The organism is Spirillospora sp. NBC_01491, assembly GCF_036227065.1.
GTDB classification, from domain to species: domain Bacteria; phylum Actinomycetota; class Actinomycetes; order Streptosporangiales; family Streptosporangiaceae; genus Spirillospora; species Spirillospora xylanilytica.
The window spans coordinates 4,194,919-4,207,714 of sequence record NZ_CP109432.1 but is presented as its reverse complement, the minus strand read 5'-3'; the positions used below and the strand labels follow the sequence as shown (position 1 = coordinate 4,207,714).

Genomic DNA, 12,796 nt, shown 5'->3' with positions numbered 1-12,796 from the left:
TATTTTCCTAGTTCCTGGTGAGGTCGGTGAGCTGGGCGATGAGCTCGGAGGCGGCCACCGGTTCGAGCTCCCCGAAGGTCGGGGTGCCCTCGCGGGGCGATCGGTAGGAGGTCGCGTTGGGGCTGATCAGGACACTCCGGAGGTTCTGCTCGGGGAAGACCTCGACGGCGCCCACCGCGATGCCCGGATCGAGGTCGATCACCACCCACCGCTCGCCGCCGGCGGGCACGGAGATCCAGCCCTCCACCCCGCCGTCCTGCGGCGTGCCCCGCTCCCAGCCGTGCCGGGTGAGCCCGAGGACTCTGCCGGTGGGGACGGTGACGCCTTCGAACCGTCCGAGTCGGTCCCCGGCGCGTTCGCCCTCGGTGAGGGTGTGGATCTGGCGCCCGAGCTGGAGGAAGGGCTGGAGGATCTCGTAGTCGGCGAGGACGTCCGACCATGCCTTGACCGCGTCGCCCAGGTGCAGGGGGTGGGCGATGCCGATCTCGGCGGTGTCGGGCAAGGCGAAGGCGTCGTCGTCGACGCCCGCGAAGGTGCGGTCTTCGGCGATGCGGAAGGGGCGGTCGTCGGCGGTCCAGATCAGGCGGCGGGCGATGTGCCACATGAGCGGGTGGTCGAGGAAGAAGGCGCGGAAGTCGTCGGGGGTCCAGCGGCGTCCGGTGACCATGGCGGCTTCGAGGCGGGCGATCTGGTCGGCGGCGTTCGCCCGGACGTCCTTCTTCAAGGTGCTGAACCGCTGGTAGGCGGCGGGGGCGAGCTCGGGGTCGTCCTTGACGCCCGGTTTGGGGAGGGCCTTGCGGAGTTTGCCGGTGTCGTCGACGACATACGGCTTGAGCTGCTCGTCGAACCCGACGCGGAACGACCGAGGCCCGTAGTCGAGGGTCATCCCGCCCTCGGCGTCCAGCTCGAAATCGGGGACGAGCCGGTCGGCGAGCTGCTCGGGAGTGAGCCCGCGGGCCTCGGCCGCCTCGCGGATCATCGACCGCGCGTAGAACCTGAGCCCGGTGTACCGCACCTTGCGTGCGATCCCGTTGAGGTGGATCAGCGCCACGTCGGTGCCGATCGCGGCGAGCACGTCCAGGCCCTGCTCGGCCTTGGCGTGCCGGGCCTCTCCCGGCCAGGCGCGGATGATCGGGGTGAGCAGCCGCACGGTCTCGTCGTCGCCGAACCAGGCGAGCTGGGTCAGCACCCAGCCGAAGCGGGACGGCTGGCCCGCCCGCCGCCACGCCTCGAAGACGCCCCGGGAGAACGCGGCGAGCGAGGCCGGCGTGCAGAGCTCGCGGACCTCCTCCAGTGCCTCATGCGGGTCGGTCCCGGAGAGCGCCATGAACGAGACGACGTTCCGGGCCTGCTTGACCGGCACCACCCGTCCGCCGTCGCGCAGCACCAGCCGGGGCAGCCGGGCACGGTCGGCCCAGGGGACCTTCGGGGCCTTCGGCGGGCCCTCGGCCGGCTTCTTCGCCACGTCCAGGACCGGCCGCTCGCGGCGCAGGGCCTCGGCCACCGCCTCCGCGGCCTCGTCGCCGTGGACACGGGCGGCGTCGGCGACCGCGTCACGGCCGTGGCGGCCGGCCACGACCCACAGCGCGGCCAGGGCCTTCCTGCGGGCCGGACGGCGCTTGCCCAGGGCGTCCGGCACCAGGAACGGGACCGCCGCCAGGCCGTGCCGCTCCAACCAGGTGAGGGCGATCTCGTGAGTCGACTTGAGCCGGAAGTGCCAGTCGGCCATCCGGACCGCCACCTCGGCGTCCAGGAACGGCAGGAGCGCCTTGATGCAGCCGGCGGGGTCGAGGTCGACGCAGTGGATCAGCGGGGCGTGCGCCTCCAGCTCGAACCGGGCCACGATCGGCCTGAGCGAGTGCCAGAAGTAGCTGCTGGTGTATTCGGGCCGCCAGGCGGCCACCAGCGGGCGGACCAGCTCCTCGGGGCCCTGCACCAGCAGGCCGGCCTTGGTCGGCGGGTAGCCCGCGCCGGGCTCCCGGTACTCCTCGATGATCGCGGCCCAGTCGCCGTCGAAGTGGCCGTAGGACGTGATCGCCGCCCATTCCTCGCGTTCGCCCGGCTTCCAGGCGATGGTCAGCCCGGCCGGGGGCTCCAGGCCGGGGACGAGGACCGGCTCGGGCTCCTTCGGCTTCGCGGGGCTGGGCAGCCGTGCCGCCTGCTCCCAGGGCGGGTCGACCAGGACCTGCGGCAACGCGTCGAGAGGGGCGTCCTTGACCGTCACGGGGCTCGCACCGGGTGTGTCCATGTCGGAGACCGTAGAGGAGCCCCCCGACAACCCGCCGAAGATCATTAAAGATCGGCGGATACCCGTCCCGGACCGGCGTTCCAGTCAGATGCGGCGCAGCCGGACCCGCTGGACGCCGTGGTCGCGGCCCTTGTGCAGCACCAGCGTGGCGCGGGCGCGCGTCGGCAGGATGTTGGAGACCAGGTTGATCTCGTTGACGTCGCGCCACACCCGCTGGGCGAACGCGGCCGTCTCGTCCTCGTCGAGCTCGTGCGCGTACTTGTGGAAGTAGGAGCGGGGATCGGTGAACGCGGTGCGGCGCAGCGCGAGCAGCCGGTCGACGTACCACTGCCGGATGTCCTCGACCCGCGCGTCCACGTAGATCGAGAAGTCGAAGAAGTCGGCCACCCCGAGCTGTCCGGCGGGCGGCGCCTGGAGCACGTTCAGGCCCTCGACGATCAGGATGTCGGGGCGCCGGACGGTCTGCGCCGCGCCCGGCACGATGTCGTACTCCAGATGCGAGTAGACCGGGATCGAGTGCCCGGCCGCGCCCGCCTTGATCTCCGACACGAACCGGACCAGCGCGCGCCGGTCGTAGGACTCGGGGAAGCCCTTCCGGTCCATGATCCCGCGATCGGTCAGCACCGCGTTCGGGTGCAGGAAGCTGTCGGTGGTGACCAGCTCCACGCTCGGGTGCTCGGGCCAGCGGGCCAGCAGCGTGCGCAGCAGCCGCGCGGTGGTCGACTTGCCGACCGCCACGCTGCCCGCCACGCCGATGATGAACGGGGTGGGCTGCACCGGCTCGCCGAGGAACCCGCTGACGGTGTCGCGCAGGCCCCCGTCGGCCATGAAGAACAGGTTCAGCAGCCGTGACAGCGGAAGGTAGACCTCCTCGACCTCGGTGATGTCGATCGGGTCGCGCAGGCCGCGCAGCTCGTCGAGCTCCTCCGGGGTCAGGGGCAGCGGGGTGTTCTCGCGCAGCGCCCGCCAGGCGTCGCGGGAGAGTTCCACATAAGGGCTCGGCACGCTGTCCCATCCGCTCGTCATGGCTGAACAGTAGCCACCTGTCTGAGGTGGACCGGGGTCCTTGACCGGGCGTCCACGCTATAGCCACCCTCCCGTGGCCTCGGCCGCCGGGGCCGCGGGGGCGCTCGCACGGAGCAGGCGCTCTTCCGAATAGGCTTGCCGCCATGTGCGGAATCGTGGGGTACGTGGGCGCGAAGCCGGCGCTGGACGTCGTGGTCGAGGGCCTGGCGCGGCTGGAGTACCGCGGCTACGACTCGGCCGGGGTGGCGCTGCTGTCGGACGGGCGGCTGGCCACGGCCAAGCGCGCCGGCAAGCTGATCAACTTGCGCAAGGCGCTGACGGAGTCGCCGCCGCCGGCCGGGACGCTCGGCATCGGGCACACCCGGTGGGCGACGCACGGGCCGCCGAACGACCGCAACGCGCACCCGCACACCGACTGCGGCGGGACCGTCGCGGTGATCCACAACGGCATCATCGAGAACTTCGCCACGCTGCGCGCCGAGCTGGAGGAGGGCGGCCACACGCTGCGCTCCGACACCGACACCGAGGCCGTCGCGCACCTGATCGAGGACGAGCTGAAGACGGCCGGCGACCTCGCCGAGGCGACGCGCCGGGTCTGCGGCCGGCTGGAGGGCGCCTTCACCCTGGTCGCGGTGCACACCGGCGACCCCGGCCTGGTGGTCGGCGCGCGCCGCAACTCGCCGCTGGTGGTCGGCGTCGGCGACGGCGAGAACTTCCTGGCCAGCGACGTGGCCGCGTTCATCGCGCACACCCGCGACGCGATCGAGCTGGGCCAGGACCAGATCGTCGAGCTGCGCGCCGACGGGGTGACCGTCACGGGCTTCGACGGGCTTCCCGCCGAGGTGAAGGAGTACCACGTCGACTGGGACGTGTCGGCCGCCGAGAAGGGCGGCTACGACTACTTCATGCTCAAGGAGATCGCCGAGCAGCCGCGCGCGGTCGCCGACACGCTGCTCGGCCGGATCGGCGCCGACGGCCGGCTCACCCTGGACGAGATGCGCATCTCCGACCAGGAGCTGCGCGAGGTCGACAAGATCATCATCGTCGCCTGCGGGACGTCCTTCCACGCCGGGCTGATCGCCAAGTACGCGATCGAGCACTGGGCCGGGCTGCCCTGCGAGGTCGAGCTGGCCAGCGAGTTCCGCTATCGCGACCCGATCCTGAGCCGCAGCACCCTGGTCATCGTGATCTCCCAGTCCGGCGAGACGATGGACGCGCTGATGGCGCTGCGGCATGCCCGCGAGCAGCACGCCAAGCTGCTCGGCATCTGCAACGTCAACGGGTCCACGCTGCCGCGCGAGTGCGACGGCGTGCTCTACACCCACGCCGGGCCCGAGATCGCGGTCGCCTCCACCAAGGCGTTCCTCACCCAGCTCGTCGCGGTCTACCTGATCGCCCTCTACCTGGCGCAGGTGCGGGGCACCAAGTGGGGCGACGAGGTCTTCGCCATGGTGCAGCTCCTCGCGCAGATGCCGGAGAAGGTGGAGAAGGTCCTGGAGACCATGGAGCCGGTCCGCGAGCTGGCCCGGTCGCTCGCCGGCGAGCACTGCGTGCTGTTCCTCGGCCGGCACGTCGGCTTCCCGGTGGCCCTGGAGGGCGCGCTGAAGCTCAAGGAGCTGGCCTACATGCACGCCGAGGGCTTTGCCGCCGGCGAGCTCAAGCACGGGCCGATCGCGCTGATCGAGGACGGGCTGCCGGTCGTGGTGGTGGTGCCGCCGCGGGTCCGCGACGTGCTGCACGACAAGATCGTCTCCAACATCCAGGAGATCCGCGCCCGCGGCGCCCGCACCATCGTGATCGCCGAGGAGGGCGACACCTCGGTCGAGCCGTACGCCGACACGCTGATCAGCGTGCCCGCGGTGCCGACGCTGCTCCAGCCGCTGGTGACCACGGTGCCGCTCCAGGTGTTCGCCTGCGAGCTGGCCACCGCCAAGGGCCACGACGTCGACCAGCCGCGCAACCTGGCCAAGTCCGTCACGGTCGAGTAGCGCCGGAACACCCGTCACGCCCCCAGGAGGCCGCTGGCCTCCTGGGGGCGTTCGCCTTCCCCGGGACGGTCCCCAGGTGGACGGAGCCGCTCAGGGGACCGGCACGGTCAGGCCAGGTCGAAGCCGCCGTCCTTGGCGCGCTCGCTGAAGCGCCGCCACTCGCGGACGCTGAAGGTGAGGGTCTCGGCCTCGTCGCCGGGCTGACCGCCGCCGTCCCGGACGGCCACGGACCGGCCGCCGCGCCGTGCGACCTCGACGCACGCCTGGCTGGCGCCGCACCGGCGGCTCGTCCTCCATGGAGTGGGGGGTGTGGTGTGGAAATCCATTCCGGCTCCCGGCTTGAAGGTGCGTTCGAGTGGGGGACACGGGCTCGGTTCTCCGCACACGGTAACAAGGATCGGCGGAATTGCTGCGGTCTACGGGGTTCTGGGTATAGGGGAGGTCTCCGGCGAGAGGTGAGTGGAGAACGGTCGGTGCGCCTCACCGAGGACGGTGATTCCCCGTGCCGCCGGAGAGATCTTCTGCAATTCTCAGAGATCGTGAAATTCTCATGATTGGCGGAGGGTTTCGGGGCGGAGCCGGGAAAAGCAGCGAGCCGAGTCTCGACAGGTGTCGCGGGTCGTGACTCGGCTCGTGCGCCGGGCTCCGCTCAGCGGGCTCCAATGGCGCCGGAGTGCGGCATGGTGTGCCGCCTGCTTCATACCTCCAGGTCGTAAACGCCCTTCTTGGTCCGTTCCACGAAGGAACGCCATTCGGTCCGCGAGAACGTCAGGACCGGGCTCTGGGTGCCGTGCTTGGCGTCACGTGCCCCGATGGAAGGCTCCGCCACGGCCAGTGTGGCCACCTCGACGCAGGTGTTGCTGGCCCCGCAGTAGGCGCTTCGCCGCCAGGTCGGGACAGAAGTGACAATAGAGGACACTCGATGCCTTTCACATGAATACGTGTCACTCCGCGGCGCAATCGCCTAGCGATAATCCCTCGCCGCCAGGATTCGCCGCCTGGATTCAGCAGGTGTCAGCGCCTGGCCGGCGAGAGTCGTATAGGCGAGGCGGTACATGAAGGTGACACCCTCATCCACAAAGTGACTGATCGTTAGACTCTCGGTATGCACGATATCAGGAAAGGTGATGTCGTGTACCTGCGAGAACTCCAACAGGATAAACGATTCAGCCAGCACCGAGTGTGTGCTTCGCAAGGGGAGTATCTGCACTGAGACATTGGGCAGTTCGGTCAGGCGACAAAGGTGCTCAAGCTGCTCGCGCATGACCTTGGGGTCGCCCACCTGACGATTCAGGACGGCCTCATCGATAATCGCCGAGAACTCCAGCGGCTGGGCCTGGTACAGCAGTTCCTGGCGGCGCAGCCGCACCTGAAGCCTGCGTTCCAATTCCTGCGGCGGAAGCGTGGCCAGCTCGCTCCACCCGCCGATCACGTTCCGGGCGTAGTCCTCGGTCTGGAGGAGGCCGGGGAAGACGATGCTGCCCCATTCCCTGGTCGCCGTCGCCTCGGCTTCGAGGGCGATGAAGTCGGCATAGGGGCCGGGCAGGTCGCGGTAGTCCTCCCACCAGCCCTTCTTCGCGGCATCGTGTGCCAGGGTGATGAGGTCGTCGCGGCGGCCCGGTTCTATGTCGTACAGGTCGAGGAGACGGTCGACGTCGTTGATCTTGGCGCTGGTGCGCGCGTTCTCGATCCGGCTGACCTTGGCAGTCGACCAGGTCAGCCGTTCGGCGACGTCGTCTCCGGTGAATCCCTTCTGTTCGCGCAACCTCCGGAGTTCGGCGGCCAGGCGGCGCTGGCGGACTGAGGGACCTCGGGATGCGCTCATAGCTGCGGCCTCTCCAGTCCAGCGGAGTGCTCTGTGCGCAGTCTGCCGTACCGGGGGCCGGCCGCGCGGAGGGACATGCGGACCCGGTATCGATGATTCTACGGAGTGCCGGTAAGTCTGTACATCACGATGAAACTTACTCGGCAACCTGCGCATATCCCCGCGGAAACGGGGCCGGGGTCCGGGCCGGGCCGGGCCGCCGTGACACCCTGGTGGGGTGATCGGGGGCGGAGCCGGGGGCCGGATCCGGGGCCCGGGACGCGGACGGCGCTCAGGGAGCTGCGGATGAGGTACGCGCACGAGGTCGGCAAGGTACGGGCGGCCGAGCGGGCCCTGATGGCGAGGCTGCCGGACGGCGCGCTCATGCAGCGGGCCGCCGCGGGGCTCGCCTCGATCTGCGCGCGGCTGCTCCCCTCGGTGTACGGCTCGCGGATCGTGCTGCTGGTCGGCGGCGGCGACAACGGCGGCGACGCGCTGTACGCGGGGGCCAGGCTGGCCGGCCGGGGCGCGCGGGTGTCGGCCGTCCAGGCGGGCTCGAAGATCCACCGGGACGGGCTGGCCGCCCTGCGCGCGGAGGGCGGGCGGCTGCTGGTGGGCCCGGCGGCGGTGCCCGCGGGCGCCGCCGACGCGATCGCCGCGGCCGATCTGATCATCGACGGGCTGACCGGGATCGGCGGCACCGGCGGCCTGCGCGAGCCGCACGCCACGCTGGCCGGGCTCGCCGCCGAGGCCCCCGGGCTCGTGGTGGCCTGCGACGTGCCGAGCGGGGTGGACGCGGGGTCCGGCCGGGTCGACGGCGCGGCGGTGCGGGCCGACGTGACGGTCACCTTCGGCACCTACAAGCCCGGCCTGCTGGTCGACCCCGGTGCGGCGCGCTGCGGCGTCGTCGAGCTGGTCGACATCGGGCTCGGCGCCGATCTGCCCGATCCCGACGTGGTCACGGCGCGCCCGGCCGACGTCCTGCCGCCCGAGCCCGGCCCCGAGTCCGACAAGTACCGGCGCGGGGTGGTGGGCGTCCTGGCGGGCGGCGACGCCTTCACCGGCGCGGCCGTGCTGAGCGTGGGCGGGGCGGTGCGCGGCGGCGCGGGGATGGTGCGGTTCGCGTCCGTCCCGCATCCCGTCGAGCTGGTGCGGCAGCGGTGGCCCGAGGTGGTCACGACCGTGCTCGACCCGGACGCGCCCGCGCCGCTGGACGGGATCGGACGGGTGCAGGCGTGGGTGGTCGGCCCCGGCCTCGGCACCGGGGACGCGGCCGAGCGGCTGCTGGAGGCGGCGCTCGGCACCGACGTGCCGGTGCTGGTCGACGCCGACGGGCTGACGGTGCTGGCCCGCCGCCGCGATCTGCTGCCCCGCACGGCGCCGACCGTCCTGACCCCGCACGCGGGCGAGCTGGCCCGGCTCACCGGCGCCGGACGGGACGAGATCGAGGCGCGCCGGCTGGAGCACGTCCGCCGGGCCGCGGCCGAGCTGCCCGCGACCGTCCTGCTCAAGGGGTCGACGACGCTGATCGCCGAGGAGGACCGGCCCGTCCGGGTCAACCCGACCGGCACGCCGCGGCTGGCCACGGCGGGCACCGGCGACGTGCTGTCCGGGCTGATCGGGGCGCTGCTGGCCGGCGGGATGGCCGCCATCGACGCCGCCGCGGCGGGCGCCTACCTGCACGGCCTGGCCGCCCGGCTCGCCGCGGCGGGCCGTCCCGCCTCCGCCGGACCCGCGTCCGGGTGGGGGGACGGGCAGGGGAGCGGCCAGGACCGCGGCGAGTCGCCGATCGGCGCGTCCGACGTCGTCACCGCGCTCCCGGAGGCGTTCCGCACGCTGTGAGGCGGCCGTCCGGCGGCCCGTCCGGCGGCCTGGGCGGCGTCCCGGCGTCGCGGCCGTGTCCTGAACCGGGTATCCGACGAAGGCGTCCAAAAGGGGTGAAGGTGGTCGTGAGCAGGGGCCGGATGCCCCGAACACCGCCGCCGGGACGGCACACTGGGTGACCATGAGGGTTCCAGCACAGGCACGCGTCGATCCCGACGCGATCAGCCATAACGTCGCCCTGCTGCGCGCGAGCGCGGGGGGCGCCGAGGTCATGGCCATGGTGAAGGCCGAGGCGTACGGCCACGGGCTGGTCGAGGCGTCCCGCGCCGCGCTGGCCGGCGGCGCCACCTGGCTGGGCGTCGCCAAGACCGACGAGGCGCTGCGGCTGCGCGCCGCGGGCGTCACCGGCGTCCCGATCCTGATCTGCCTGGGCGTGCCGGGCGAGCCGTACGAGCGGGCCGTCGCCGCCGACGTCGATCTCGTGGCGGGCGCGGTCTGGCTGGTCGAGGAGATCGCCCGCGCGGCCGTCCGGGCGGGCCGCCCGGCCCGCGTGCACCTCAAGGCCGACACCGGGATGAGCCGGGGCGGCGCCGGGCCGGACGGCTGGCCCGAGCTGGTCGAGGCGGCGCTGGAGGCTGAGGCGGCGGGGCACCTGCGGGTGGTGGGGCTGATGTCCCACTTCGCCTGCGCGGACGAGCCCGGCCACCCGTCCATCGCGCTCCAGCTCGGCCTGTTCACCGAGATGATCGAGTACGCCGAGAAGGCGGGGGTGCGGCCCGACGTCCGGCACCTGGCCAACTCCGCCGCCGCGCTGACGCTGCCGGACGCCCGGTTCGACCTGGTCAGGCCGGGCATCGCCACGTACGGCCTGACGCCGATCCCGCAGGCGGGCACGTTCGGGCTGCGGCCGGCGATGACGCTCGTCTGCGACGCGGCGCTGGTCAAGCGGGTTCCGGCGGGCAGCGGCGTCTCGTACGGGCACACCTACCGCACCGAACGGGAGACGACGCTGGCGCTGGTCCCCGCCGGATACGGCGACGGGATCCCCCGGCACGGCTCCAACCTGCTGGAAGTGCTCGCGGCGGGCCGCCGGCGGCGGATCGCCGGACGCGTCTGCATGGACCAGTTCGTGATCGACATCGGCGACGACGAGCTGTCCGCCGGCGACGAGATCATCCTGTTCGGGCCGGGGGACCGGGGCGAGCCGACCGCGCAGGAGTGGGCGGAGGCGCTGGGCACGATCTCGTATGAGATCGTCACCCGGATCGGTTCCCGGGTGCCGCGCGCGTACCCGGGAGAGGGCGCTGTGGGGGACGCGGATGGATAGCAGGAACAAGCGCAGGATGGGCATCGCCGGCGCCGTCGCGGGCGTCGGCGCGGCGGGGGTGGGCGCGGCCGTCGGGCTGCGCCGGCTGGCGGTGGGCCGGGTCCGGCTGCGGCCCGACCCCGACGCCGACGAGCCGTTCGGGGCGCTGCGCGGGCGGGAGAGCACCGTGCTCGCGAGCGACGGCCTGCCCCTGCACGTCGAGGTGGACGGCCCGGACGACGCGGCGCTGACGGTGGTCTTCTCCCACGGCTACTGCCTCAACCAGGACTCCTGGCACTATCAGCGCCGCGACCTGCAAGGACGCGGCGCCGCCGGCGACCAGCTGCGGATGGTGTTCTGGGACCAGCGCAGCCACGGCAGGTCCGGGCGCGGCGAGCCCGAGCACGCCACCATCGACCAGACCGGCGAGGACCTGTACGCGGTGCTGCGCGCCACGACCCGCCCGGACGACCCGGTGGTGCTCGTCGGCCATTCCATGGGCGGCATGTCGGTGCTGGCGCTGGCCGACCGGCACCCCGAGCTGTTCGGCGCGCAGGTGCGGGCGGCGGCGCTGGTCAACAGCTCCTGCGGCGACCTGGGGGAGATGACGCTGGGCCTGCCGATGGCGCTGGCCAAGCTCGTCCGGCCGCTGGCGTCCGGCACGCTGCGCGGCCTCGGCCGCCGCGCCGACCTGGTCGACCGGGCCCGCGGGCTCGGCGCCGACCTGGCGTTCATCGTCACCAGGAAGATGGCCTTCGCCGACAAGTACGTCAGCCCCACCGTGGTCGACTTCCTGGAGCAGATGATCAGGGCCACCCCGATCGATGTGATCGCGGAGTTCTACCCGACGCTGCTCGGCCACGACAAGCTGGGCGCGCTGGAGTCCCTCGGCCGGGTGCCGGTGCTGGTGCTGGCCGGCGGCGCCGACCGGCTGACCCCCGCCGCGCACGGCCGCCGCATCGCCGCGGAGCTGCCGGACGCCGAGCTGGTCGAGGTCGCCGAGGCCGGGCACGTGCTGCCGCTGGAGTATCCGGGGGTGGTCACCGGCGGCGTGCGGCGGCTGATCGACCGAGTCCGTCCCGAGCTGGAGGAGCGTACGGCGTGAGCGAACCGGGCACCGTCACCGTCACCGTCACCCGCACCGTGCCGGACGCCGCCGATATGCGCGATCTCGGCGTCCGCCTGGCCGGCCTGCTCCGGCCGGGCGACCTGCTGGTGCTCACCGGCGATCTCGGCGCCGGCAAGACCACCCTCACCCAGGGCATCGGCGAGGGGCTGAAGGTGCGCGGGCCGATCACCTCGCCGACCTTCGTCATCGCGCGGGTCCATCCCTCGCTGTGCGGCGGGCCCCCTTTGGTGCACGTGGACGCCTATCGGCTGGGCGGATTCGCCGAACTCGACGATCTTGATCTGGACGCTTCCGCGGACGCGTCGGTAACGGTCGTGGAATGGGGAGAGGGGCTGGCCGAGGGGCTGGCCGACGCCCGGCTGGAAATGATCATTTCGCGCGGCGACGGGAGCACCGAAGAGCGCGCGGTAAAGATCACCGGAGTGGGCGAGCGCTGGGCCGGACTGGCGCGAGAGCTCCACTGATCGGGAAGACCGCGGATTTCTCCCGGCCCGATTGGACCACATTACGGCAACATGTCGTACTCTTTGCCCGAACGAACCTCACCTTCGCGACATATTAGATTTCCTCAAGCAGGAGTGGGATCCGGTGAGTGGTAGCCATCGCAGCGGAAATCGCCGCACTGACAGCCACCGCAGTTCGCGCGGCGGCCAGGACGCGGCAGGCGACGGTCACCGCGCCTCCTCCACCACGACCGGCGGATACCGGACGGCCAGCGGCAGCCACCGCGTCGTGCGCGAGCGCAGGACGGGCCGCCGCTGGGCGATCATCCTCGGCGGCGTGGCGGCCGGGGCCGGGGCCTGCGCGCTGGCCGCGTTCGCGATCCTGAGCGGCGTGGGCGCGAGCGGCGAGCGCGGCTCCGGGCAGATCATGGGCGGCGCCGCGGAGAGCTCGCCCATGTCGTCCGAGCGCTCGCTGGTGCCGGACGCCTGCGAGGTGGCCGACAAGGTCGCCGGCGAGCTGGCCCCCGGCGCCGACCGCAACCAGGGCGACAACTACCAGGGCAACGACCGGCAGAGCCAGTGCGTGTGGGGCGCCTACACCGGCGACCGGAAGCGGCAGCTCAACGTCGAGCTCCGCGCCATCGAGGGCACGCCCGAGCAGAGCCCGACCGACGCCGCGCGCCGCTCGTTCGAGGCCGAGCGCAAGGCCGACGAGTCCGGGAAGGCGCTGCTCGCCGGGCAGGAGCTGACCGACAAGACCCGGCTCACCGACCTCGGTGACGAGGGCTACGTCGTCTACAGCGTCGACAAGGGGCAGGGCGCGGGCGAGGCCGTCGCGAACGCCCGCGTCGTCAACGTACTGGTGACCGTCCACTACGCCGGGTCCAACGGCAGCTCCCCGCTCGGCGCGTCCGACGCGATGGACGGGGCGGTCGAGGCCGTCCGCGACGTGGCCGGGGCCCTGGAGAAGGGCTGACCCGCACGCCGGGGGCCACCGGGACAGGTGGGAGCACGCCCGGCCTGTACTA

11 protein-coding genes are annotated in these 12,796 nt (G+C 72.4%); 6 read left to right on the top strand and 5 right to left on the bottom strand.

Annotated features, from left to right (window positions below; translation table 11 throughout):
* Positions 1-7: 7 nt before the first annotated feature.
* Positions 8-2,248 carry a DUF4132 domain-containing protein gene (locus OHA34_RS19455; RefSeq protein ID WP_329518519.1) on the bottom strand — a complete coding sequence of 747 codons (2,241 nt, stop codon included), beginning with the start codon at positions 2,246-2,248 and terminating at the stop codon, positions 8-10.
* An 84-nt stretch (positions 2,249-2,332) separates the two neighbouring features.
* A complete protein-coding gene (coaA, locus tag OHA34_RS19450) occupies positions 2,333-3,274 on the bottom strand; it encodes a type I pantothenate kinase (RefSeq protein WP_285942653.1) in 942 nt (313 codons plus the stop codon).
* 143 nt (positions 3,275-3,417) lie between these two features.
* Here coaA and glmS point away from each other — a divergent pair, with 143 nt between their 5' ends.
* Complete coding sequence (glmS, locus tag OHA34_RS19445) at positions 3,418-5,262, top strand: glutamine--fructose-6-phosphate transaminase (isomerizing) (protein ID WP_285942652.1); 1,845 nt, start codon at positions 3,418-3,420, stop codon at positions 5,260-5,262.
* A 107-nt stretch (positions 5,263-5,369) separates the two neighbouring features.
* Here the strand turns inward: glmS and OHA34_RS19440 are convergent, their stop codons facing one another.
* From OHA34_RS19440 to OHA34_RS19430, 3 genes are all read right to left on the bottom strand, one after another.
* Positions 5,370-5,588, bottom strand: a complete 219-nt coding sequence (locus tag OHA34_RS19440) for a DUF397 domain-containing protein (protein WP_285942651.1) — start codon at positions 5,586-5,588, stop codon at positions 5,370-5,372.
* A 371-nt stretch (positions 5,589-5,959) separates the two neighbouring features.
* Complete coding sequence (locus OHA34_RS19435) at positions 5,960-6,181, bottom strand: DUF397 domain-containing protein (protein ID WP_285942650.1); 222 nt, start codon at positions 6,179-6,181, stop codon at positions 5,960-5,962.
* Positions 6,182-6,226: 45 nt separating this feature from the next.
* A complete protein-coding gene (locus OHA34_RS19430; protein ID WP_285942649.1) occupies positions 6,227-7,087 on the bottom strand; it encodes a helix-turn-helix domain-containing protein in 861 nt (286 codons plus the stop codon).
* 285 nt (positions 7,088-7,372) lie between these two features.
* On the opposite strand from OHA34_RS19430, the gene OHA34_RS19425 reads away from it, so the two are divergent.
* From OHA34_RS19425 to OHA34_RS19405, 5 genes are all read left to right on the top strand, one after another.
* The gene (locus tag OHA34_RS19425) at positions 7,373-8,908 is read left to right on the top strand and encodes an NAD(P)H-hydrate dehydratase (protein ID WP_329518518.1); all 1,536 of its coding nucleotides are present in this window, start codon (positions 7,373-7,375) and stop codon (positions 8,906-8,908) included.
* A gap of 163 nt (positions 8,909-9,071) precedes the next feature.
* Positions 9,072-10,217, top strand: coding sequence for an alanine racemase (gene alr / locus OHA34_RS19420; protein ID WP_329518517.1), 1,146 nt, complete (start codon positions 9,072-9,074; stop codon positions 10,215-10,217).
* On the top strand, positions 10,210-11,301 hold the full coding sequence (locus OHA34_RS19415) for an alpha/beta fold hydrolase (RefSeq protein ID WP_329518516.1): 1,092 nt from the start codon (positions 10,210-10,212) through the stop codon (positions 11,299-11,301). Before alr ends, OHA34_RS19415 begins: the two co-directional genes overlap by 8 nt.
* Positions 11,298-11,789: a tRNA (adenosine(37)-N6)-threonylcarbamoyltransferase complex ATPase subunit type 1 TsaE gene (gene tsaE / locus OHA34_RS19410; RefSeq protein ID WP_329518515.1), complete on the top strand. Its 492-nt coding sequence runs from the start codon at positions 11,298-11,300 to the stop codon at positions 11,787-11,789. The genes OHA34_RS19415 and tsaE overlap by 4 nt, the downstream gene beginning before the upstream one ends.
* Before the next feature lie 124 nt (positions 11,790-11,913).
* Positions 11,914-12,744: a hypothetical protein gene (locus OHA34_RS19405; protein ID WP_329518514.1), complete on the top strand. Its 831-nt coding sequence runs from the start codon at positions 11,914-11,916 to the stop codon at positions 12,742-12,744.
* The last annotated feature ends 52 nt before the right edge of the window (positions 12,745-12,796 follow it).

Coding starts and splice junctions, on each gene's coding strand:
- OHA34_RS19455 (WP_329518519.1), bottom strand. CDS start 2,248: ATGGACACACCCGGTGCGAGCCCCGTGACGGTCAAGGACGCCCCTCTC.
- coaA (WP_285942653.1), bottom strand. CDS start 3,274: ATGACGAGCGGATGGGACAGCGTGCCGAGCCCTTATGTGGAACTCTCC.
- glmS (WP_285942652.1), top strand. CDS start 3,418: ATGTGCGGAATCGTGGGGTACGTGGGCGCGAAGCCGGCGCTGGACGTC.
- OHA34_RS19440 (WP_285942651.1), bottom strand. CDS start 5,588: ATGGATTTCCACACCACACCCCCCACTCCATGGAGGACGAGCCGCCGG.
- OHA34_RS19430 (WP_285942649.1), bottom strand. CDS start 7,087: ATGAGCGCATCCCGAGGTCCCTCAGTCCGCCAGCGCCGCCTGGCCGCC.
- OHA34_RS19425 (WP_329518518.1), top strand. CDS start 7,373: ATGAGGTACGCGCACGAGGTCGGCAAGGTACGGGCGGCCGAGCGGGCC.
- alr (WP_329518517.1), top strand. CDS start 9,072: ATGAGGGTTCCAGCACAGGCACGCGTCGATCCCGACGCGATCAGCCAT.
- OHA34_RS19415 (WP_329518516.1), top strand. CDS start 10,210: ATGGATAGCAGGAACAAGCGCAGGATGGGCATCGCCGGCGCCGTCGCG.